The organism is Nitrospira japonica (assembly GCF_900169565.1).
Classification (GTDB): Bacteria; Nitrospirota; Nitrospiria; order Nitrospirales; family Nitrospiraceae; genus Nitrospira_C; species Nitrospira_C japonica_A.
Map to the genome: position 1 here is coordinate 2,736,355 of NZ_LT828648.1, position 23,500 is coordinate 2,759,854.

At 58.5% G+C, this 23,500-nt stretch carries 14 protein-coding genes; 12 read left to right on the forward strand and 2 right to left on the reverse strand.

Going from position 1 to position 23,500, the window contains the following annotated elements:
* Window positions 1–12: 12 nt before the first annotated feature.
* Both atpG and pfp read right to left on the reverse strand, forming a co-directional pair.
* Window positions 13–909, reverse strand: a complete 897-nt coding sequence (gene atpG / locus NSJP_RS13140) for an ATP synthase F1 subunit gamma (protein WP_080887333.1) — start codon at window positions 907–909, stop codon at window positions 13–15.
* Between the two features lie 346 nt (window positions 910–1,255).
* Complete coding sequence (gene pfp / locus NSJP_RS13145) at window positions 1,256–2,518, reverse strand: diphosphate--fructose-6-phosphate 1-phosphotransferase (protein ID WP_080887334.1); 1,263 nt, start codon at window positions 2,516–2,518, stop codon at window positions 1,256–1,258.
* Between the two features lie 242 nt (window positions 2,519–2,760).
* On the opposite strand from pfp, the gene NSJP_RS13150 reads away from it, so the two are divergent.
* The 12 genes from NSJP_RS13150 (at window position 2,761) to NSJP_RS13205 (ending at window position 23,493) form a co-directional block, all read left to right on the forward strand.
* Complete coding sequence (locus NSJP_RS13150; RefSeq protein WP_080888595.1) at window positions 2,761–5,172, forward strand: phosphoketolase family protein; 2,412 nt, start codon at window positions 2,761–2,763, stop codon at window positions 5,170–5,172.
* 12 nt (window positions 5,173–5,184) lie between these two features.
* Window positions 5,185–7,353, forward strand: a complete 2,169-nt coding sequence (glgX, locus tag NSJP_RS13155) for a glycogen debranching protein GlgX (RefSeq protein WP_080887335.1) — start codon at window positions 5,185–5,187, stop codon at window positions 7,351–7,353.
* Between the two features lie 43 nt (window positions 7,354–7,396).
* On the forward strand, window positions 7,397–9,898 hold the full coding sequence (locus NSJP_RS13160; RefSeq protein WP_080887336.1) for a glycogen/starch/alpha-glucan phosphorylase: 2,502 nt from the start codon (window positions 7,397–7,399) through the stop codon (window positions 9,896–9,898).
* A gap of 165 nt (window positions 9,899–10,063) precedes the next feature.
* Window positions 10,064–10,867, forward strand: coding sequence for a polyphosphate kinase 2 (gene ppk2 / locus NSJP_RS13165; RefSeq protein WP_080887337.1), 804 nt, complete (start codon window positions 10,064–10,066; stop codon window positions 10,865–10,867).
* A 28-nt stretch (window positions 10,868–10,895) separates the two neighbouring features.
* Complete coding sequence (locus NSJP_RS13170) at window positions 10,896–13,631, forward strand: MGH1-like glycoside hydrolase domain-containing protein (protein ID WP_155970191.1); 2,736 nt, start codon at window positions 10,896–10,898, stop codon at window positions 13,629–13,631.
* Window positions 13,632–13,749: 118 nt separating this feature from the next.
* Complete coding sequence (locus NSJP_RS13175; RefSeq protein ID WP_080887338.1) at window positions 13,750–14,115, forward strand: hypothetical protein; 366 nt, start codon at window positions 13,750–13,752, stop codon at window positions 14,113–14,115.
* 103 nt (window positions 14,116–14,218) lie between these two features.
* Window positions 14,219–15,070 carry a DUF481 domain-containing protein gene (locus NSJP_RS13180; protein WP_080887339.1) on the forward strand — a complete coding sequence of 284 codons (852 nt, stop codon included), beginning with the start codon at window positions 14,219–14,221 and terminating at the stop codon, window positions 15,068–15,070.
* Window positions 15,071–15,396: 326 nt separating this feature from the next.
* Complete coding sequence (locus NSJP_RS13185) at window positions 15,397–17,211, forward strand: mechanosensitive ion channel family protein (protein ID WP_080887340.1); 1,815 nt, start codon at window positions 15,397–15,399, stop codon at window positions 17,209–17,211.
* 104 nt (window positions 17,212–17,315) lie between these two features.
* Window positions 17,316–18,773 (forward strand): patatin-like phospholipase family protein, encoded by a 1,458-nt coding sequence (locus NSJP_RS13190; RefSeq protein WP_080887341.1) that lies wholly within the window; start codon window positions 17,316–17,318, stop codon window positions 18,771–18,773.
* Window positions 18,774–18,876: 103 nt separating this feature from the next.
* Window positions 18,877–20,154 (forward strand): OmpP1/FadL family transporter, encoded by a 1,278-nt coding sequence (locus NSJP_RS13195; protein WP_172834335.1) that lies wholly within the window; start codon window positions 18,877–18,879, stop codon window positions 20,152–20,154.
* Window positions 20,155–20,217: 63 nt separating this feature from the next.
* A complete protein-coding gene (locus NSJP_RS13200) occupies window positions 20,218–20,991 on the forward strand; it encodes a bestrophin-like domain (RefSeq protein ID WP_080887343.1) in 774 nt (257 codons plus the stop codon).
* A 141-nt stretch (window positions 20,992–21,132) separates the two neighbouring features.
* Window positions 21,133–23,493, forward strand: a complete 2,361-nt coding sequence (locus NSJP_RS13205; protein WP_407938657.1) for an arylsulfatase — start codon at window positions 21,133–21,135, stop codon at window positions 23,491–23,493.
* Window positions 23,494–23,500 lie beyond the last annotated feature (7 nt).

The following is a 23,500-nucleotide window of genomic DNA, read 5'->3' on the forward strand; positions in this document are numbered from 1 at the left end:
GAGTCCTCTTTGCTACTTCAGGGCTTCCGCTCCTCCGACGATGTCCATCAGCTCCTTCGTGATGGCCGCCTGCCTGGTCTTGTTGTAGTAGACGGTCAGTTTCTTGATCAATTCGCCGGCGTTGCGTGTGGCGCCGTCCATCGCCGCCATGCGAGCGCCTTGTTCGGCCGCCGACGATTCCAGCAGCATGCGATAGGCCTGAATATGAAAGTTCCGGTGCAGCAGCTGCTCGAGCAATTCGTCCTCGCTCGGCTCGTACAGATACCCGCCCGGTACTTGTTCGGTTCCCCGGTCAGCCTCCTTCAGGTCCGAGATCTCGACGACCCAGTCGAGCGGGAGCAGCCGTTCAACGACCACCCGTTGTTGTATGGCCGACTTGAACTCGTTGTAAATCGCATAGACCGCGTCGATGCGATTCGCCGAGTAATTCTCAAGGGCCTGGAGTTCGTTGCCCAACAACATTCCATGCTCAAATGAGAGTTTGTCGAAGACGTCCACGATCTCACGACGCACTGTCCAGCCGCGTCGTCGGAAAAAATCGCGTCCTTTCCGGCCGATGACGATGACCTGGACCTTGGCTCCGGCCGACTCGAATTCTTTCAAGGCCGCCGCCGCCGTTCGCAGGATGTTGGCATTGAAGGCGCCGCACAACCCTCGGTCGCTCGTGACCACGGCTACCTCGATACGATGACCTTCCCGCTTCTTGAGAAGGGGGTGTGCGTCCCGGTTCACGCGCCGGCTGAGGGTGCGAATCGCGTCACGCATCTTCAGCGCATAGGGCCTGGCGGCAAGAATGCGTTCCTGCGTACGCTTGAGCTTGGCCGCCGCGACCATTTTCATGGCTTTCGTGATCTTTTGTGTTTTCTTGACGGAGTCGATTTTGCGTCGGACTGATTGAAGACTCGGCATCGATTACCCTCGGCGGCTTGCGTCGGAATACGCGTAAAATCGCGAAAGGCTATCATCGGTGTCGAAAAGGGTCAAGCCGTTGATCCGAGGACTTGGAGTATCCTCGACAGAGAAATCACCGGATCAAGAGGGTGGAGCATCGAGGCCCCGCATCGGGGGGCGCCGATTCCGGACAGCAACAAGCCGAGTTCCGGTCCGATCCCCAGACGGCGAGCAATGGGGATCATGACGGCGCAGATCGCCAAAAGAATGGTGAGGGGTTGCGACTGGACCGATTCGTGGCCTGTGGCAGAGCACCGAGCCGCGCTGAGTTGAGAGAATCTCCAGGGACGTCGGGCTCTACACGTCAGCGACGTGTCTCGCGCTCGTGTTCGGCTACGGAAGCGAATCGGTTCAGGAATACCTCCGGGGTTGCACACGCTGCTCGGGCCACGGAAGTCAGCCTCTCGGTGTCCTCAAAATCTTCTCGTTCCAAGCGGGTCATGTAGCGGCGGGCGATACGATAGGAATCGGCTTCGATATCCACCATTCGGACACGGGTCCGTCCAGTCACGGGATCCAAAATTCCATGGAACGGCATGGGTCGGAATTTGCCCTCGACGATGGATACCATTGCGCCTGTTCCCCCGGACATCAGATATTCGGCGGCGCAGCATCCCAAGTCCCGACAGTACTCCATGTCGAATGGTATGGGGTCGGCGCAGCGCAGCTCAAAGCCGATATCTTTCACCCTGATCCTCGGAGCGAGGCTGCAGAGCGCCAATCGCTTGACGACTTCGCCCTTCAAGACGTGTCCCAAGTCCAGTTCGGCCAATTCCATGTGGCCGTGCTCGTCCCGGGAGACGGTCGATACGGCGGCCAAGTCTTGAGGCGCGATGATTTCTGCGAGCCCCTCTGCGAGGACGACGACTCCGTCTTCTCGTCCCTGAGCAAGCCGCTTGATGATCGAGCCCGTTACGAGATCCGCGATCTGGCCCAATCGGACCGGGCGATTGGGAAACTCCTCCGCTATCAGCGTGAGGGTCGCTCCGGCTGCTTTGCCGATTCCCAAAGCGAGGTGCCCGGCTTTTCGTCCCATGGCGACGACGAAAAACCAATCGGAGGTTGTCGAGGCATCTTCGAGAATGCTCTTGACCGCATGGGTGCCTTCATGGCGGGCCGTTTGAAAGCCGAATGTCGGGACGCCGGGCGGCAAATCGAGATCATTATCGATGGTCTTGGGCACGTGCACGACGCGCAACCGCCCTTCTGCGGCCCGTTCGAGTGTCAGCGCCGAAAAACACGTGTCGTCCCCTCCGATGGTGATCAGTCCGGTCGCCCCCAGACTCTCCAGGCTTCGCAAGGTCTGGAGGAGATGCGCCTGATTCTTGGTCGGATTGGCTCGTGCGGTTTTGAGGATGGAGCCGCCTTGAAAGTGGAGGCGGTCGACATGGGACAGCGTCAGGGGCACAATCCTGCTGACGTCGCCGTACATGATGCGTTTGAAGCCGTGCTCGACCCCCAAGACCGTGTTGCCTTCCGCAAGGCAACGCACGGTTGCGGCGGCGATGACCGCGTTGATGCCCGGTGCCGGACCTCCACCGACGAGTATAGCAATGGTCGTGCTCATGGAATTCCCTCGCGCATAAATGAATCGCCCGATGCGGGCCGCATTCGCGGCCGATCGGCCATGATCAGGCCGGAAACGTTCGAGAGACAAGAGACAGGCTTGGTCTCACATGATTGGTATCAGAGGTGCGCGGCGTTCTCAAGAGCCGACGCCTCGGTCCAAAAAATCCTTTGGAATTCGTTTTGGGTTTGAGCGACAATTGCCGCCAGTCGTTTCATGGTACGCAACGGGAAGGAGCAATGATGGCTAATGAGTTGTCAGAAAAAGAACTCAAGTTGATCCACGCCTATTGGCGTGCCGCAAACTATCTTTCGGTCGGACAGATCTATCTGTACGACAATCCCTTACTCAGAAAACCGCTAAAAAAAGAGCACATCAAGCCCCGTCTCTTGGGTCATTGGGGTACCACTCCCGGGCTGAATTTCATCTATGCCCACTTGAACCGAGCCATCAAGCAACGGGATCTCAGCACGATCTATATCACGGGACCCGGCCATGGCGGACCGGGGCTCGTGGCCAACGCCTATTTGGAAGGGACCTACAGCGAGGTCTATCCGAGTATTTCACAGGATGAAGAGGGGCTGAAACGGCTGTTCAAGCAGTTTTCGTTTCCGGGGGGGATTCCCAGTCACGTCGCTCCGGAAACGCCCGGGTCGATTCATGAAGGCGGCGAATTGGGCTACGCGCTGTCACATGCCTATGGAGCGGCCTTTGACAATCCGGATCTGCTCGTCGCCTGCGTCGTCGGGGATGGAGAGGCGGAAACGGGACCGATGGCGACGTCCTGGCACTCCAACAAGTTTCTGAACCCGGCGTCCGACGGCGCCGTGCTTCCTGTCCTGCATCTGAACGGCTACAAGATCGCCAATCCGACCGTGTTGGCCCGCATCAGCCATGAAGAATTGGACCAGTTGTTTCGCGGGTATGGATACCGGCCGTACGTGGTCGAAGGGCACGAGCCGGCGAAGATGCATCGGCTCATGGCCGCCACGCTCGACACGTGTCTGGATGAGATCCGCCGCATCCAGACACGTGCGCGAAAGAACGGTGTGACGGAACGGCCCCGCTGGCCCATGATCATTCTCCGATCGCCCAAAGGATGGACCTGTCCCAAGACCATCGATGGAAAACGCACGGAGGATTACTGGCGGTCGCATCAAGTCCCGATGGGTGAAATGCATGAGCAGCCCGGGCACGTAAAGATTCTCGAAAAATGGATGAAGAGCTACAAACCGGACGAGTTGTTCGACAAGGCCGGCCGGCTCAAGCCCGAGCTCGCCGACCTGTCACCCAAAGGCGATCAGCGTATGAGTGCCAACCCGCACACCAATGGAGGTCTCCTTCTCAAGGAATTACATTTGCCCGACTTCCGTGACTATGCCATTCCGGTGAAGCAACCGGGCGGCATCATGGTTGAGTCGACCAGGGTGATGGGGAAGTTTCTGCGCGACACGATGAAATCGAACATGCAGAACAGAAATTTCCGTTTGTTCAGTCCGGATGAAAACAACTCCAACCGCTGGCAGGACGTGTTGGAGGTCACCAATCGCGCGTGGATGGCGGAGCGCTTTCCTTTTGACGACCATCTGGCGCCGGATGGCCGCGTCATGGAGATGCTCAGCGAACATCAGTGCCAGGGATGGCTGGAGGGATACCTGCTGACGGGGCGCCATGGATTTTTTTCCTGTTATGAAGCGTTCATCCACATCATCGATTCCATGTTCAACCAGCATGCCAAGTGGTTGAAAGTGTGCCGTCACATTCCGTGGCGGCGATCTATTGCGTCGCTCAATTATCTGCTCAGTTCGCATGTCTGGCGGCAGGATCACAATGGGTTCAGCCACCAGGACCCGGGGTTCATCGATCACGTCGTGAACAAGAAAGCCGAGGTCGTGCGCGTCTATCTGCCGCCGGATGCCAACACGCTGCTGTCCGTCACGGATCACTGCCTGCGCAGCCGCAACTACGTCAACGTCGTCGTCGCCGGCAAACAGCCGGCTCCCCAGTGGCTGCCGATGGACGAAGCGATCAAGCATTGCACGGCCGGCATCGGGATATGGAAATGGGCCAGTAACGATCAGGGGAGCGAACCGGACGTGGTAATGGCCTGCTGCGGCGACGTGCCCACTCTCGAAACGTTGGCCGCCGTGGAGTTGCTTCACCAGCATCTTCCCGCTCTGAAAATTCGGGTGGTCAACGTCGTCGATCTGATGAAGCTCCAGCCCGCCAGCGAACATCCGCACGGCCTCACGGATCACGACTTCGACGCCCTCTTCACGAAGGACAAGCCGGTCATCTTTGCCTTCCACGGCTATCCCTGGCTGATACACCGCCTCACGTACCGTCGTGCGAATCACGATAATTTTCACGTTCGCGGGTATAAGGAGGAAGGAACCACGAGTACGCCGTTCGACATGGTGGTGATGAATGACTTGGACCGGTTTCATCTGTTCGGCGACGTGATCGATCGTTTGCCGCAGTTGGGACCGCGCGCCGCCTATGCCAAACAGGCGATTCGCGACAAGTTGATCGAGCATAAGCAATACATCTCGACGTACGGTGAAGACATGCCCGAGGTCACGAATTGGCAATGGGGAAAAGCGGCGGCGGCGCGGACCAAGCGCAGGAGCTCGACTGAGGGCGACAACGCCTGAGGGGGGGGTAGATTGCCGGGCAGAGGCGTAGCGGTAGGAACGAGTGCTCCCCTGGGAGCCACGGTCTCTCCTCACGGTGTGAACTTCAGTCTGTATTGCCGGAGCGGTTCTCTCGTCGAATTGTTGCTGTTCGATCGGGTCGATGATCCGGCACCCAAAGAGATCATCGCGCTGGATCCGTCGCGGAACCGCACGTTCCATTACTGGCACATCCATGTTCCCGGTCTTTTCGCCGGTCAGCTCTACGGCTATCGCGTACATGGAGCCTCGGATCCGGAACGCGGGTTGAGGTTGGACTCCCGCAAGATCCTGCTGGATCCGTATGGCCGTGCCGTTGCCGTCCCCGAGCGCTATTGCCGTTTTCCCGCATCTCGCTCCGAGTTGACCTGCGATCGTGCCATGAAGAGCGTAGTGGTGGATCCGGATACCTACGATTGGGAAGGAGATCGTCCGCTCAAGCGACCGTCGGCTCGAACGATCATTTACGAAATGCACGTACGAGGGTTTACCCGTGATCCCAGTTCCGGTGTCGCACAAAAGTCTCGTGGAACGTACGCGGGGTTGATCGAGAAGATTCCGTATCTCAAGCAACTGGGTATAACCGCAGTGGAGTTGTTGCCGGTATTCCAGTTCGATGCCCAGGATTGTCCTCCCGAGCGGGTGAACTACTGGGGGTATTCGCCGGTGTCTTTTTTTGCTCCTCACCAGGCATATAGTTCACGTCAGGATCCGGTGGGAGCGATCGATGAATTCCGCGACATGGTCAAGGCGCTGCATCGGGCGGACATCGAGGTCATCCTGGACGTCGTCTATAACCACACGGCGGAGGGAAATGAGGACGGTCCGACCTTCTGTTATCGAGGGCTGGATAATGCCGCGTATTATCTTTTGGAGCAGGACCAACGCCGCTACAGCAATTATACGGGGACCGGCAACACGCTCAATGCCAATCATCCCATCGTGCGCCGTTTGATCGTCGACAGCCTTCGTTACTGGGTCGAAGTGATGCACGTGGACGGTTTCCGGTTCGACCTGGCCTCGATCCTCACGCGCGACGAAAGCGGTCGTCCGTTGAGCAATCCGCCGATCCTCTGGGACATCGAATCGGACCCCGTTCTGGCGGGGACGAAGTTGATCGCCGAAGCATGGGACGCGGCGGGACTGTACCAGGTCGGATCGTTCGTAGGGCACGGTTGGAAGGAGTGGAACGGCCTGTTCCGTGACGATGCGCGGGACTTTTTCAGGGGTGAGCGCGGATCGGCCAGGCGATTCGCCGACCGTCTGGTCGGCAGTCCCGAGCTCTACGGTCATAAGGAAAGGGAGCCCGAACAGAGCGTCAACTTTGTCACCTGCCATGACGGCTTCACGCTGAACGATCTCGTTTCGTATAACGACAAACACAACGAGGCCAATGGGGAACACAATCGCGACGGCTCCGATGACAATAAGAGTTGGAACTGCGGCGTCGAGCGGCCGGCAATCGATCCGAACGTTGAACGGTTGAGAAATCGGCAGGTCAAGAACCTTCTGGCCGTCACGCTCTTGTCGTTGGGGATGCCGATGATCGCCATGGGTGACGAGGTCCGGCGCACGCAAGGCGGTAACAACAATGCCTATTGTCAGGACAACGAAACGAGTTGGTTCGACTGGAGGCTCGTCGACAAGCATCCCGACATTCATCGGTTCGTGGCCTTGTTGAATGCCCGGCGGGCCTTGAGGGATGTCGAGCATGAACACCGGCAAACGTGTCTGAGCGACCTCATCCGCCATGCCACGAAAACCTGGCATGGAATCAAGCTCTACCAGCCGGATTGGAGCGTCGATTCGCACAGCATTGCCTTGACCGCTGCGCTGAAGCAGGAAGGATTGCTGGTTCACATGATCCTGAACGCGTATTGGGAGCCGCTGACATTCGAGCTCCCGGTTGTACGTGACGGCGCGTCTGCATGGCGACGTTGGATCGACACCGCGTTGGACGCGCCGCTGGACATTGTGCCTTGGCAAAGTGCCCCGGCCATCGCTGCATCCCATTATCGGTCGGAAGGCCGTTCCGTCGCCGTGTTGTATTTGCGTTCGAAGGAGCCGATTCAGGTTCGCGAGTTCGATCAATCCTTCTCGGCCCGATATGGTCGTCACGACGAGGACGTTGCCCTGACGCCGCAACTGGGGAATGCGGGTTGAGCAGTGGCGGAGTCGGTCATTTGTATGGAAGGGGGTATCCGGTATGGCGACAGGAAAAGGCGAACAACCATCGGCGGCATCCGACCAGCTGCAGCCGTTGCGTGATCTCTATGGGTGCGGACCCGTCGAAATCACCGGTACAAGGGACGCGCTGTACGAACGGCATCTGACGTTCGATCATGTCGTCGACGTCAATCGGGCTACTGACCGCCAACAGTTTGAATCCGCCGCCCGTTCGATCCGCGACGTCCTTTCCCAGCGCTGGCTTCGCACCGAGCAAACGTATGCCGCGGTCAATCCGAAGCGTGTGTATTACCTTTCCATGGAATTCCTTCTTGGCCGGTCGTTCGCCAATAACGTCATGAATGCGCTGCTTCATCCGGCGGTCATAGACATGGCTCGACAAAAGGGCCTTGACGTCATGGCGTTGACAGAAATGGAGCCGGATGCCGGATTGGGAAACGGAGGGCTCGGGCGGTTGGCCGCCTGTTTCATCGAATCGATGGCCACCCTCCAGATTCCCGGCATGGGGTACGGGTTGCGGTATGAATACGGAATATTCCGACAGTCGCTTCAAGACGGATGGCAAGTCGAACAGCCGGACAACTGGCTGCGAAGGCCGGATCCTTGGGAGGTGGCGAGAATCGATGAAGCCGTCGAAGTCAGACTCAATTGTTCGTTCGAATTGCAGGCCGGTGCGCTGAAACCGGTGTTCGGACGGCCGTCGATCCTGCTGGGCATTCCGTTCGATCGTCCGGTCATCGGATACGGGGGAAAAACGATCAACACGCTTCGACTGTGGGCAGCCGGGACGCCCGACTATTTTAATTTTCAGCGATTCAGTCGAGGCGACTTTGTCGGCGCGTTCGCGGAATCGCTCGGCGCGGAGTCCCTCACCCGTGTTTTATATCCCGATGACTCCACCTCCATGGGGCAGGGATTGCGCTTCTTGCAGGAGTATTTTTTGGTCGCCTGCGCGTTGAGCGATCTCATACGGCGCTTTAGAAGCGGAAATTCCGATTGGAATGTATTGCCGGAGAAGGTCGCCATCCAGCTGAACGATACCCATCCGGCACTGGCCGTTCCGGAACTCATGCGTATTCTCGTCGATGACGCCGGGCTCGGCTGGGACCGGGCGTGGGATCTGACACAACGGACGTTGGCGTATACCAATCACACGCTGTTACCCGAGGCGCTCGAAAAGTGGCCGCTTGCATGGTTCGAAGCCGTGGTGCCTCGACACCTCGACATTATCCTGGAAATCAATCGTCGTCTCCTGGGCGTCGTGCGGAGCCGCTGGCCGGTGAATGACGGTCGCGCGGAGCGGATCAGTCTCGTGGAAGAGGGGGAACATCGCAAGATCCGTATGGCCAATCTGGCCGTCGTCGGATCGCACAGCACCAACGGCGTGGCGGCGATTCATTCCCGGCTCTTGCGGTCGACCACGCTCCGCGATCTCGCCGAACTGTATCCCGATCGTTTCAACAACAAGACGAACGGAGTCACTCCACGGCGCTGGCTGCTGACGTGCAATCCGGGACTGGCGCGGGTGATCTCCGAGGCCATCGGCGCCGGCTGGGTCACCGATCTCCGCCAATTGGGCAGGCTCAAGCCGCTGGCCGGAGATCCAAGCTTTCTTGACGCGGTGTTCAAAGCAAAACGAGAGGCCAAGGTGAGGTTTGCGAATTGGCTCAAGTCCACGACGGGCGAACACGTCGATCCGGATACCATGCTCGATTGCCAGATCAAGCGCATTCATGAGTATAAGCGCCAGTTGTTGAACGCATTGCACATCGTCGTCCTGTACAACAGGCTTCGCGACAGCCGGAACATGGAGTTTCCGCCCCGCACGTTCATTTTTGCCGGCAAGGCGGCTCCCGCCTATACGCTGGCGAAGCTGATCATCAAGTTCATCAATAATCTGGCGGGCACCGTCAATGCCGATCCCGCTGTCGGTGGGCGATTGAAGGTGTTGTTCCTCCCGGATTATCGCGTCTCCTTGGCGGAATACCTCATTCCAGCGAGCGACGTATCGGAACAAATCTCGACCGCCGGATACGAAGCCAGCGGAACGAGCAACATGAAGTTCATGATGAACGGAGCTTTGACCGTCGGCACGCGTGACGGGGCGACGATTGAAATGGCGGAAGAGGCCGGCGAGGAGAACTTCTTCCTCTTCGGCCTCAGTGCCGGGGAAGTCGCCGATAGCCGCGGCTGGTACGACCCTCGCTGGCATTATGCGCACGAACCGGAAACGAAACGGGCATTGGACTTGATTGCGAGCGACTATTTCAGCCGGAACGAGCCGGGCGCCTTCCGGCCGATTTGCGACGTGCTGTTGAAGCGGGACTTCTACATGCACCTCGCGGATCTCAAGTCGTATGGCGAGACTCATGAAAAGGTGGGCCGGCTGTATGCCGATCAGAAGGGCTGGGCCGCGAAGGCCGCGATCAACATTGCCAGTTCAGGAAATTTTTCCAGTGACCGTACCATCAACGAGTATGCCGGGCAGATCTGGCGTGTGACTCCGTGCCCCGTGCCATGACGAGGCGAGCGACGGTCGGAGCGGGCGGTTCCCTCGTTGACTGGCTGTAATCGGCCCGCCGCTTCAGGGCCGTGGGTACTGCCAGCGAAATAATGGCTTGTGATATAGTGCCGCCGTGTCCTGCGTCCCTCGTTCTCATGCTCGCCCTTCACGAATGGACGGCCTATGAGTCAAAAAGACAGCGATAAGTCGAAGCTGAAGCGGAAGGAATACGAGAGAGAATTGCGCAAACTTCAGGCCGAACTGTGTCATCTCCAGGCCTGGGTCAAGGAGAAGGGGCTGCGCATCATCGTCGTGTTCGAAGGACGCGACGGAGCGGGGAAGGGAGGCACAATTCGGGCGATCACGGAGCGGGTCAGCCCGCGCGTCTTTCGGGTCGTCGCGCTGCCGGCCCCCTCCGATCGAGAGAAAACCCAAATGTTCATGCAACGGTATGTGCAGCATTTCCCCGCGGCCGGTGAAATCGTCATTTTCGACCGCAGTTGGTACAACCGGGCCGGCGTCGAGTACGTCATGGGCTTTTGTTCCAAGGAGGACCACCGCCGGTTTCTCGACCTCTGTCCGATCGTGGAGCGATACGTCGTGGACGGCGGAATGACGCTGGTCAAGTACTGGCTTGAGGTGAGCAACGAGGAGCAGGAACGGCGCTTCGAGGCTCGCCTGGAAGATCCGCTCCGTCAATGGAAGCTCAGTCCGATGGACCTTCCATCCCGGGAAAAGTGGTATGAGTACTCGCGCGCTCGCGACATGATGCTGGAAAAAACCGACACCAAGCACGCGCCCTGGCATATCGTACGCTCGGATGATAAGAAACGAGCCCGCCTCAACTGCATCAGCCACCTGCTGAGCCTGATTCCGTATAAGAAATTGCCTCGTGAAAAAGTGAAGTTGCCGGGCCGCTCGAAGAAGCATAAATACGACGACCAAGCCTCATTGAAGGGGCGGCGGTTCATACCGGCAAAATATTGACCGTACCGAACGACCACAGGAGGAATCCATGAAGGCTGAGGAAAAGAACGCCACGGCCGAGCATGCTCGTTTGCGCGCGGACGGCTCCGCATGGAAGCGGTGGGGGCCGTACTTGAGTGAGCGGCAGTGGGGAACGGTTCGGGAGGACTACAGCGAGAACGGCGACGCATGGAACTATTTTACGCATGATCACGCCCGCTCCCGTGCCTATCGCTGGGGTGAGGACGGACTTGCCGGCGTGTCCGACGAGAATCAGCGGCTCTGTTTCGCCCTGGCGCTATGGAATGGAAAGGATCCGATTCTCAAGGAACGCTTGTTTGGCTTGACCAACAGTGAAGCCAACCACGGCGAAGACGTCAAAGAGTACTACTTCTATCTCGACAGCACGCCGACGCACTCGTATATGAAATTTCTCTATAAGTATCCCCAGGCGGCGTATCCCTATAGTGATCTCGTGACGACGAATCAGCGGCGCACCCGGGAGGAGATGGAATACGAATTGCTCGACACCGGAGTCTTCGACCAGGACCGATACTTCGACGTGTATGTCGAATATGCCAAGGCGAACCCGGAAGATCTGTTGATACAGCTGACGGCGGTCAATCGCGGACCGGACGCTGCCGAGTTGCATCTGTTGCCGACCCTGTGGTTTCGCAACGACTGGGCCCAGTGGCTGGCCAAGCCGGCCAAGAAGCCGGTATTGAAGCAGGTGAAGGGTCCCAAAGGGACCAGCGCGGTATCGGCCGCGCATCCTACACTCGGGGAATACAGCTTCTACTGCGACGGGGACGTCCCGCTGCTGTTCACGGACAATGAAACCAACAACAAGAGACTGTTTCCCGATCATCCCAATGCGAGCCCTTATGTGAAGGACGGCATCAATAATTACGTGCTGCATGCTCAGAAGGATGCGGTCAATCCTGATCGAGTTGGCACGAAAGTCTCGCCGCATTACCGGTTCACGGTCGAGCCGGGCCGGTCGGCGACAGTGAAATTGCGTTTGATCCGACTCGTCGGTCCCCGGGAAGATACCGCGCCGTTCGGCGCGGCGTTTGACAAAATCCTCAGCGAGCGCGTCAAAGACGCCGACGAGTTTTACAAGGCGGTGACTCCGCCTTCCGTTGCTCCTGACGCGGCCAACGTGATGCGCCAGGCCCTGGCGGGCATGCTGTGGAGCAAGCAGTACTATTTTCTCGACGCGGACCAATGGCTCGAGGAACACCGCGCGCATCCGTTGCATCGGGAAAGTCGGGAGTTTCGCAATCGCGAATGGTTCCACATGATCAACCGCGATATTATTTCCATGCCGGACAAGTGGGAGTACCCCTGGTATGCCGCATGGGATCTGGCCTTTCATACGTTGCCGCTGTCGATCGTGGATCCCGACTTTGCCAAACAGCAAATGCAACTGATGTTGCGAGGCGTCTATCAGCATCCCAGCGGCCAGATTCCTGCTTATGAGTGGAACTTCAGCGACGTCAATCCTCCGGTACATGCGTGGGCCACGTTGTTTCTTCACCGCACCGAGCTGGCGATTCGTGGCGAAGGCGATATCGATTTTCTCAAGTCCGCTTTCAACAAACTCTTGCTCAACTTCACCTGGTGGATGAACCGCAAGGACCGTTTCGGAAAGAACGTGTTCGAGGGCGGATTTCTCGGGCTCGACAACATCGGCGTGTTCGATCGAAGCGCGGCCTTGCCCACGGGAGGCCATTTGGAGCAGGCCGACGGCACGGCCTGGATGGCGCTGTTCAGCCAGAACATGCTGGAACTCGCCGTGGAGATCGTCCCGCACGATCGCGCCTATCTCGACATGGTCTCGAAGTTCGTCGAGCACTTTCTCTATATCGCCGCGGCCATGAACAAGCCGGGACCCGATGGCATGTGGGACGAGGAGGACGGGTTCTATTATGATTTGCTGCGGCTGCCTGACGGGAGCGCCACGAGGCTCAAGGTTCGTTCCATGGTGGGATTACTGCCGCTGTGTGCGACGTCTGTGGTCGAAGAATGGCAGCGCGCCAGGGTTCCCGAGGCGACGGCCCGATTTCAAGAGCGGGTCCTGCAGATGCCGGAGCTTCTTCGTTCCGTGCATCTCACGGGTCCCGGCCATCAGGGAGTGAACAACCGTGGAATCTTCGCGCTGGTCAATCAGGACCGGTTGCGCAGGATCTTGTCGAAGATGCTGGACGAACAGGAGTTCCTGAGCCCCTACGGCATCCGGTCGCTGTCCAAGTATCATCAGACGCATCCCTATGTGTTTCATACCGGCGGCCAGGAGTACCGGGTGGACTATCTGCCGGCAGAATCGAATACGGGCATGTTCGGAGGCAATTCCAACTGGCGCGGACCGGTATGGATGCCGGTCAATGCGATGATCATACGAGCCCTCCTGTCCTACTATCTGTACTATGGGGACAGTTTCAAGGTGGAGTGCCCGACCGGATCCGGCCGGATGATGAATCTCTTCGAAGTGAGCAAGGAGATTGCCGACCGTCTGACCGGCATCTTTTTGCGCGACGCGCAGGGAAAGCGGCCGGTATACGGCGGCTGCAAGAAATTTCAGGACGACGCGCACTGGCGCGACCATATCCTGTTCTATGAATATTTCCACGGGGACGACGGTGCGGGGCTGGGAGCCAGTCATCAAACGGGGTGGACCGGGCTGGTGGCGAAGATGATCGAGCTCTATGGAATGCTCGACCCGAAGAAACTTCTCCAGGAAGGAAAACGCGGCACATTCGTGGAGCGAGCGCCCATTAACTAGGGAAGATCAGAATAGACAGCGCGCTGATTTTCCGGTAGACTGCAGCGCCTTTCCGTACGGGACGGGCAATATTCGAATCATGGGCGCAGGAATTCACTGTCGAGAACAGGAGGATGGCATGGGGAAACATTTCGCTACTGGGCTGGTGCTCTTTGGACTGATGACGATGGTCGCCGGCTGCACCAGTTATTACCGCGTGACCGATCCGGCTTCCGGCAAGACCTACTACACCACGGAGATGAAGGATGCCGGCAGAGGCGGGGCCGTGAAGATCAAGGATGCAAAATCAGGAAGCATGGTGACGTTGCAGTCTTCCGAGGTGAAGGAGATCAGCGAGGAGGAATATGAAGCCGCCCTCAAGGCTCCCTCGATGAAGGCGACGGCTCCCATGCCCTCTGCTGAGAAGGCAACGGCACCTATGCCTTCTGCTGAAAAGGCGACGGCTCCCATGCCTCCTGCTGAGCCTCAACCGGCCGCAAAGTAAACAGAGGTTGCCCCTGCCGTGCCGGTTACCATCACCGGCATTGACGGGGATGCTGAAGCTGGCTATAACGAGCAGAGTTTTGTTGGTTTCCTGGGCGGCTGTCATGGATCGGTATTTCCGCACAATGGTATATATCTTGGCGCTGATCATTCTTCTGTCAGGATATGGCTCTCCCGTGTTGGCCGAAGAAACCTCCCCCGACGCCCCGTTTTCCGACAAGCTGATGATCCGCGGCGGCTGGGCCTATGTATTCGGAGCGACGGCCAATGCGTCTGTCGCGGGTCCCGTGTTGGGTCTTGGGGCCGCCGTGGATTTCACCAACACACTCGGTGGAAACAGCAGTACCGACGCGTTCAGAATCGATGGGCTCTATCGGTTCAATGACCGGCATGCCGTCGGCGTCTCCTGGTATCGAGTCGGATTGAGCGGCAACAAGGCTCTCACCCAGGACATTCAGATCGGTGATAACGCCGTGTCTGCCGGCGCGACGACGCAGACCGGCTTGAGCTTCAATACCTACCGGTTGCTCTACAACTATTCCTTCTATCGGACCGACAAAGCGGAGCTCGCATTCTCTCCCGGATTGTACATGATGAAGACCAACTTCAACTTTGCAGCTCAGGGGACGATCAACGGTGTGACGAGAAATACGGCGCTGGTCAATGAACAGATCACGCTTCCCCTTCCTTCGGTCGGTCTCGTCGCGAATTACGACATTACCAAGAAGCTCCAGTTTCAGAGTCGGTTCGATTTCTTCTATTTGTCCATCAACTCCTATTCGGGATCGATGTTCGAATTCTACGGTGGTCTGGAGTATCGGCTCTTCAAGCATTTTGCGATGGGGGCCGCATATGACCGATTGATCGCCGGCCTAAGAGGAGATGGAGACAAAGGATTCACCGTGAATTTCAGTTACAACCTGGCCTACGTGTATGCCACGCTTTATGCCTTCTAGGCTGGACAACGCCTGATTCTCGATGAACCCGTGTCCTTCAGGACACCGATCCGCTGAACTCCGGCCCGTCGTTCTTCATTCTATTTCTTTTTCAAAGGTTCTTCATCCGCTGCTGCGCATACATCGAAGTGCCCTAATCACGGACGGTTGCCGATGGCACATCGGTATGACAAACGAGGCAGCGCGGATGTCCGACGGAGGCGGGCTGAGAATCTGCAGCCACGCGGCCACCGACGGATCGCTCCATCGAACGCTATGACAGTGCATGAGAACGAGTTCGTGCGAATTCGGCGACATCGCAACGCGGTGCGCGGAAGGAGGATCTTATGAACTGGCTGAAAGGTGTGATGCCTCTGGCTGTGATCGGCAGCGTGGTCGTCCTGGTCAGCGTGGTCAGGATGGAGCCCGTCATGGCCGAATCGGAGACGGCACAACCGACCTTCAAAGAACTCATGGAACGAAAGGCCAAGGCCAATGCCAATGCCGGGCCAGAAGTCGCAGCCGGGATGCCGGACGATGCACTGGGACGTGGGACGCCGCGGTCCAGTGTCCAGGGGTATTTGAAGGCGGCAGGGGAGCGGAACTATACGCGGGCCGCGGAGTTTTTGGACCTTCGGAATCTGCCGACGGGCTTGAGCGAAAGCCAGGGGCCTGAGCTCGCGCGTGAACTGAAAATCGTCTTGGACCGGACGCTCTGGATCGATGTGGAGACGCTCAGCGCCAATCCGGAGGGAGAGTCCAACGACAATCTTCCCGTGGTGCGGGAGCGGATTGGGGGGCTGTCCATTGAGGGCAAAACGTACGACTTGCTCATGCAGCGGGTGCCACGCGGCGACGGCGTCTATATCTGGAAATTTTCAAGTCTGACGGTAGCGGAAATCCCAATGCTCTATCAGCAGTTCGGGTACGGCCCGCTGGAGCATGTGTTGCCCGCCTGGTTGTTCGACGTCTCAATCTTGGGCGTCCATCTCGTGGTCTGGGCCGTGGCGGTCGTGATCAGCATCCTGTTGATCCCGGTCGCCCGTCTTGTGACCTGGCTGCTGGTTTCCCTGCTGGGTGCAGTGCGGGCCGACCTGGCGCAACAATTCACTCAGTATTTCAGGGGCCCGTTCACCCTTCTCGTCTGGACGGTTCTCGGACGCGAAGCGATCGGTCTGATCGGGCCATCAGTGGCGGTCCGCGCGCTCGGGCAGGCCCGTACCGTCCAGGTGATCGCGCTGGCCTGGTTTCTCCTTCGCTTCGTCGACTTCGCTGCGCATCGCATCGGGATCAATCTCGACCACCAGGGACTCAGCGGGTCACGCGTCCTGCTCGTGCCTGTGGCCAGATTGATTAAGGTCCTCGCGCTTGCCGGCGCGATCCTCCTCTGGCTGGACAACGCGGGATACAAGGTCACGACGCTGCTTGCCGGCCTCAGCATCAGCGGTGTCGCCGTGGCGCTGGCTTCGCAAAAGACGTTGGAGAATATCTTCGGTGCGCTGACGCTGTTTACGTCCCGGCCGGTGAAGGTCGGAGACTTCTGCCGGTTCGGCGACAAGGTGGGGACGATCGAGGAAATCGGCCTGCGGGCCACCCGCATCAGAACACTGGACCGTACGGTCATCACCGTCGCCAATGCCGAATTTGCCAATCTCCATCTGGATAATTATTCGGAGCGCGACCGGTTTTGGTATCACCCGACTCTCCAGCTGCGGTACGAAACCACGCCGGATCAAATTCGGTACATCCTGATCGAGGTGCGCAAGATGCTCTATGCGCATCCAAAGATCGTCTCGGAACCGCTCCATGTTCGTTTCAAGGGATTCGGCGCCTATTCGCTCGACATCGACGTCTTTGCATACATCGGAGTGACGAACTATACCGAGTCCCTGGAGATTGCCGAAGACCTGAATCTGCGGATCATGGACGTCATCGCGGCGGCCGGGTCGGACTTCGCATTTCCCTCAGAGGTGCAATATTCACTTCCGGGGAAGCCGTTCGACGAGGAGCGGGCCAAGGCGGTTACCGCCGCCGTCAAGGACTGGAAGTCGAAGCGGGAGCTGTATCTACCGGACTTTCCGTCCGACAAGATTGCCGCCTTGAAAAGTACGCTGGCGTATCCGCCGGAAGGTTCGCCGCACTATGCGCAGGCCAAAGCATGAGGACCGAATCGTCCGTGTCCTGGCTGGTACCTGTTAATTTTGACAGTTTCGACGTCCTGGGTTTCATGGCAAAAAGATCGCGGATTTCATAGGAAGAGGTTGGAATGATGCAATGGAGAATCGGAAAGTCGCCGTGGTTCGCGGTGCTGCTTCTGCTGTCGTTTGCCGGGTGCGAATACGTCCGGCCGACGTTGAATCAACCGTTGGAGACGTGGAATCCGACTGGCGGGTATCGCTTCACCAACGTCGCGCCGCCGGAGTCCGACAACAGCGATAGTTTCCTGTTCGTCGCCGCGTTTTCCGGGGGAGGTACGCGTGCTTCTACGTTGGCATTCGGCGCCCTGCGCGAGCTGGCCCTGCAGGAGATTGTTTGGGAAGGCAAGAGGAAGCGTCTCCTCGACGAGCTCGATCTTATTCATGCCCTGTCCGGCGGAACGTTCACGGGTGGATACTATGCGCTGTACCGGGACCGGATTTTTCACGATTTTGAGTACCGGTTCTTGCGAAAGAATTGGGAGAACGAACTCAAGGCGCGGGTCTTCAAATCGCCCAGCAACTGGATCCGGCTCTGGTCGCCCTATTTCGGCCGCGCCCACCTGATGTCGGAACTTTTGAATGAAGCGCTGTTCGATCACAAGACCTATGCGGATCTGGCCGCGCTGCATCAACGGCCGATGCTGATCATCCATGCGTCCGATATGGCCACGTTGGCGCGGTTTGAATTCACGCAATTCCAGTTCGATATTATCTGTTCCGATCTCAGCCAGCTGCCCATTGCCGATGCTTCCGCCGCCTCGGCTGCGCTTCCCCTCGTTCTGAGTCCGATCTCGCTGAAGAACTATGCGAACAACTGCAAGTATGAGGTGCCGGCATGGTTGGAAGAGGCGAAGCGTCGGGGCAAAATTGGAGGTCAACGAGCCAACGAGTTGCTCTCTTACACAGACGTCAAGAAACGTCCGTACATCCACCTGCTCGATGGCGGTCTGTCGGACAATCTTGCGCTGCGTGGCATCATCGAAAACAGCGGCTTGCAGGGAGGGTTTGAAAAGCTGTTGGTTGCGGCGGGCGTGAAGAACATCAAGAAATTTGTCATTTTGACCGTGAATGCCGAGACGTCTCCGGATGTGATGGAATTCCGCAGCGATCATGTTCCGGTCATTTCCAAGGCCATGAGCTCATTGGTCGACATTCCGATCAACCGGTACTCTTTCGATACCACGACGCTCATCAAGATGGGCGTGGAAAAATGGCGGACGGAACTCCAACTCAAACCGCGTCCTCCGGGGGGGCCTTTTGCCGAAGACGCCGACATTTATTTCATCAACGCCAGTCTAAATGAGATCGAGGATCCGGACGAGCGCATTTCCATGATGAAAATTCCCACGACGTTGTATTTGACGGACGACCAGATCGACCGACTGGTGACGACGGCCGCGAAGCTGATTCGAAACGACAAGGAGTTTCAGCGGTTGATGAAGGATATCAAAGCACCGGATATTCCGGCGCCGTCGGAGCGGACGTCGGAATCGCAGCCGGTTGGAGCGGAGGCCCAGCCGAAGTAGCAGATGGCGGCGCTGCCCCATTGAGTGGCGAAGCGCTTGTAAGAGGGATCATGAAAAGGGACTGGGAGTCATGATGGCAAAGTATCGACATGCTGTGTCCTGCGTGGCACGTGTCGTGTGTCTGGTTGTCCTGTTGTCCGAGTCGGAGACGTGGGCCGGTGGGTTGTCTCTCTACGAGATAGCGACGGCCGACGTCGGTCTGGCCAGTGCCGGATGGGCTGCCCGCGCACAGGATCCCGCCACGTTGCTCAAGAACCCCGCCGGCATGAGCCGGCTGACGGGGAATCAGTTTCAGGCCGGCGCGCAGCTGTTGCAGGCCGGCATCGGCTTCAGTCCCTCGGCCGGAACGACAGTGGACGGGAACAGCGGCGGCAATCCGGTCGGCGTACTGCCGAGCATGAGCCTGTTCTACGTTCACGGCTTGGGCGAGGACGTGAAGGTGGGACTCGGCGTCTTCTCGAATTTCGGGCTCGGTATGAGCTACAACTCCGGATGGGTCGGCCGCTACTACGCGCAGGAAAACACGCTGATTGGGATCAGCATAATGCCGGGCCTCAGCTATCGCATCAATGACAAGTTCTCCATCGGGGCCGCGGCCAACGTCATGATCGGCTATCTGAACTACAGCGCTGCCGTGAACAATCGAGCGTTTCTTAATGTTCCTGACGGAAACATGCAAATGACGGACACGACCGTCGGGGCCGGCGGCAACGTCGGGATACTCTTTGAGCCTCGAACAGGCACCAGGTTCGGCGTCACGTATTATTCCCAGATCAAGCTGAACTTCGGTGCCACGCCTACCTTTACCAATCTGACCGGTCCGTTGGGCACGGCATTGCAGAACAACGGCCTATTGAACCGCACGCTCGATCTTGGGATGACCGTGCCGCAATCGGTCATGGTGAGTTCGTATCATGAGTTCACGGATCGCTGGGCGATGATGCTGGACTTCGGCTGGCAGGACTGGAGCCAGTTCGGCAAGGTGGACGTCGGCGTCACCGGGGGCAACGCCACGCCGAGCCTCACCACCGCCATCAATTATCAAGACACCTTCCACGTGGCGCTGGGAAACCGCTATCGGCTCGCGGAGGCCTGGCTGCTCAACAGCGGATTCGCCTGGGACAGTTCGATGCTCAAGGACCAGGACCGCACCGTGACCCTTCCGATCGGGCAGCAATTCCGGTTCGGGCTGGGCGCCGAATGGCAGGCCAATCCCAAGCTGAATGTGGCGTTCAGCTATGAACTGGCCTACGGCGGCGACTTGCCCGTGAATCAGAATCGAGGTCCCCTGGCCGGGGCCGTGGTCGGACAATTCCCGGGAACCTACATCAATTTCTTTCAGGTGAGCTTCATTTGGGGCAAGGGGGCGGGCGCGGCGTGAACGGAGAACACGTCGAGTTGATTTATCGCGGGAGGAAACGGCGAGACGAACGCGTCGGGTGTCATGAGTTATAACGCGAGCACGGAGCTGCTGCTCGTCGGCCTCTTTGCCGGCATGATGATCGCGCTCGTGATCGGACAGCGTCTCGGCCGCCGGGACCGGTCTGAGGACACGGACTCGACGCTCCTACGGCTGACGGCCGTGGAAGCGGCCATTTTCGGCTTGATGGGTTTGATGATCGCCTTTACATTCTCAGGGGCCGCCGATCGATACGAAATGCGGCGGCAGCTTGTGGTGGATGAAGCCAACAATATCGGCACCGCCTATTTACGATTGGATCTCCTTCCTGCCTCCAAGCAGCCGGCTCTACGCGAGCAGTACCGGCAATATGTGAAGGCGAGACTCGGCGCCTATCGGGGGTCGGACCTCGACATGTCGAATGCCGAGATGGCCAAGGTGGCTGCACTCCAGCAGGACATGTGGAGCGGGACGGTGGCCGCCCTGGAAGCGGTGGACCCGGAATTTGTGGACTTCGTCCTGTCTCCCCTGAACGACCTGATCGAAATTACGACCAGCCGGACCATCGCTGCCCTGTCGCATACTCCGAAGCTGATCATGGCCATGCTCTTACTACTGAGCCTCGTGTGCTCACTGTTGGCCGGATATGTCATTGCCGGTATCCAGACGCGTCAGGTGGGACTTCACCTGCTTGCGTTCGCATTCGTGATGACCGCGACGATCTTTCTCATCATCGATCTGGATTATCCGCGCGATGGAATCATTCGTCTGGATTTTGCCGACAAGGCATTGGAAGACCTGTTGGTCCGTATGAAATGACGGCGCGGCCCTGGACGATGACGGACGAAACGACTCGGATGCACCCATGGTCCGGGAACAATCTAACCTAACCGGGAGAAGACGCTGATGAGTCGATGGACAGCGTGCGGTCGGGCCTGTATTTATGCGATAGGCGTATTGATGATGGTCGGGGCCGAGAACGTCCCGGCCGCAGAGAGGCTGGACCGCACGGTGTTGCCGATCCGGCAACCGAAGCTGCCGGCCATTACCGCGCTCGACGCCAGAAACGTGGCCGCGCCCCCTCGCTTTGAAATCAGCGCTCCTCGCGGAGCCCCCAATGTGCTCATCCTGCTCATCGACGACTTGGGATTCGGCATGTCCAGTGTCTTCGGCGGGCCCATTCGTATGCCGACGGCCGAACGGCTGGCCGCCAACGGACTGCGTTACAACCATTTTCATACCACGGCCCTCTGTTCCCCGACCCGCACGGCATTGCTCAGCGGCCGCAACCATCACATGAACAACATGGGCGGCATCACCGAGATCGCGACGGCGTTTCCGGGCAACACCGGACAGCGTCCGAACGAAGTGGCGCCGCTGGCCGAAATGCTGCGGCTGAACGGGTACAGCACGGGCTTCTTCGGCAAGAACCACGAGACCGCTACGTGGGAGGTGAGTCCATCCGGTCCGACCGATCGGTGGCCCACTCGGTCCGGTTTCGACAAGTTCTATGGATTCATCGGCGGCGAAACCAATCAATGGTCTCCGCTGGTGTATGACGGGCTGACGCAAGTGGAACTGCCCCAGGACTCCAACTATCACTTCATGAACGACATGACGAATCAGGCGATTCATTGGATGCGGTCACAGAAATCGCTGACGCCTGACAAGCCGTTCTTTATCTACTTTGCGCCGGGAGCGACGCACGCGCCTCACCACGTTCCGAAGGAGTGGATTGCGAAGTACAAGGGGCAATTCGACGGCGGGTGGGACCGCTTCCGTGAAGAGACGCTGGCCCGTCAGATCAAGCTCGGGGTGGTGCCGGAAGGTACCGCACTTGCGCCCAAACCGGAGGCCATCAAAGACTGGGACAAGCTGACGGCGGACGAGAGGAAACTGTTCACCCGCCAGATGGAAATCTTTGCGGGATTCGGCGAATATACGGACAGCGAGATTGGCCGCCTGCTTCGGGCTCTGGAAGAGACCGGGCAGATGAACGATACGTTGATCTTCTACATCCTCGGTGATAACGGTACGAGCGCCGAAGGCGGCCCGAATGGTCTCTTCAACGAATACACGTATTTCAACCATGTTCCGGAATCCGTCGAGAGCATCCTCCAACATTTCGACGAACTCGGCGGGCCGATGTCCTATAACCACATGGCGGCTGGATGGGCGGTGGCGGGAGACACGCCGTTCGCGTGGACCAAGCAAGTCGCCTCCAATTTCGGCGGGACCCGCAACGGCCTGGTGATTCATTGGCCGAAGGGCATCAGTTCCAGAGGCGAACTGCGGAGCCAGTTCCATCACGTCATCGATGTCACACCGACGGTCCTGGAAGCGGCGAAGCTACCGGAACCAAAGGTGGTCAATGGAAGCAAACAAGAGCCGATTGAGGGCGTCAGCATGGTGTATTCCTTTGAGGATGCGAACGCAAAAGGGCGCCACCACGTCCAGTATTTCGAGATCATGGGCAATCGCGGTATCTACGCGGATGGGTGGCTCGCCGGCACCGTGCATCGGGCTCCTTGGGAATATGAGCCGCGCCGGACGCTTGTCGACGACAAGTGGGAACTGTATGACGCGCGCACGGATTTCAGCCTGGTCAACGATCTGGCCGGCAAGAATCCGGCCAAGCTGAAACAACTGCAAGACCTCTTTCTGAAAGAAGCCGTCAAGTACCGAGTCCTCCCGATCGACGATCGTTTGCTCGAACGTCTCAACCCCGCCACGGCCGGAAGACCGGATCTGATGGCGGGCCGCACGAGCTTGACCGTCTATGAGGGCATGAAGGGCATGTCGGAAAATGTCTTCATCAACACGAAGAACCGATCGCATTCCATCACGGCTTCGGTCGAAATTCCGGAAGGCGGGGCCGACGGCGTCCTGCTTGCCCAGGCCGGGAGATTCGGCGGCTGGAGCCTCTATATGAAGGACGGCAAGCCGACCTATACCTATAATTTCGTCGGACTGCAGCGCTTTACCGTGTCATCGCCGGAGCCGCTGGCGGCAGGAACGGCGACCGTCCGGTATGAATTCGACTATGACGGCGGCGGACCGGGTAAGGGGGGAACGGGCCGGCTGCTTGTGAATGGCAAGCCGGTGGCCCAGGGTCGGATCGACCATACGCAATGTTGTGTATTTTCGGCCGACGAAGGGGCCGACGTTGGCATGGACGACGGAACGCCCGTGTCGGAAGACTACAAGGCTGGAGACAACGCGTTCACGGGAAAGATCCAGCGCATCACGATCGAACTGGCGCAACAGAAACTCGGAACGGCCGCCGAAGAGGCGTCCGGTGTCGTGAGACGCGCCGATTAAGCGAACC

What these genes read in the sequence shown, in the direction of transcription:
- ppk2 (WP_080887337.1), top strand. Translation starts at nt 10,064, where the DNA reads ATGAGTCAAAAAGACAGCGATAAGTCGAAGCTGAAGCGGAAGGAATAC.
- NSJP_RS13190 (WP_080887341.1), top strand. Translation starts at nt 17,316, where the DNA reads ATGATGCAATGGAGAATCGGAAAGTCGCCGTGGTTCGCGGTGCTGCTT.
- NSJP_RS13180 (WP_080887339.1), top strand. Translation starts at nt 14,219, where the DNA reads ATGGATCGGTATTTCCGCACAATGGTATATATCTTGGCGCTGATCATT.
- NSJP_RS13200 (WP_080887343.1), top strand. Translation starts at nt 20,218, where the DNA reads ATGAGTTATAACGCGAGCACGGAGCTGCTGCTCGTCGGCCTCTTTGCC.
- NSJP_RS13170 (WP_155970191.1), top strand. Translation starts at nt 10,896, where the DNA reads ATGAAGGCTGAGGAAAAGAACGCCACGGCCGAGCATGCTCGTTTGCGC.
- NSJP_RS13175 (WP_080887338.1), top strand. Translation starts at nt 13,750, where the DNA reads ATGGGGAAACATTTCGCTACTGGGCTGGTGCTCTTTGGACTGATGACG.
- pfp (WP_080887334.1), bottom strand. Translation starts at nt 2,518, where the DNA reads ATGAGCACGACCATTGCTATACTCGTCGGTGGAGGTCCGGCACCGGGC.
- NSJP_RS13150 (WP_080888595.1), top strand. Translation starts at nt 2,761, where the DNA reads ATGGCTAATGAGTTGTCAGAAAAAGAACTCAAGTTGATCCACGCCTAT.
- atpG (WP_080887333.1), bottom strand. Translation starts at nt 909, where the DNA reads ATGCCGAGTCTTCAATCAGTCCGACGCAAAATCGACTCCGTCAAGAAA.
- NSJP_RS13205 (WP_407938657.1), top strand. Translation starts at nt 21,133, where the DNA reads ATGATGGTCGGGGCCGAGAACGTCCCGGCCGCAGAGAGGCTGGACCGC.
- NSJP_RS13185 (WP_080887340.1), top strand. Translation starts at nt 15,397, where the DNA reads ATGAACTGGCTGAAAGGTGTGATGCCTCTGGCTGTGATCGGCAGCGTG.
- NSJP_RS13160 (WP_080887336.1), top strand. Translation starts at nt 7,397, where the DNA reads ATGGCGACAGGAAAAGGCGAACAACCATCGGCGGCATCCGACCAGCTG.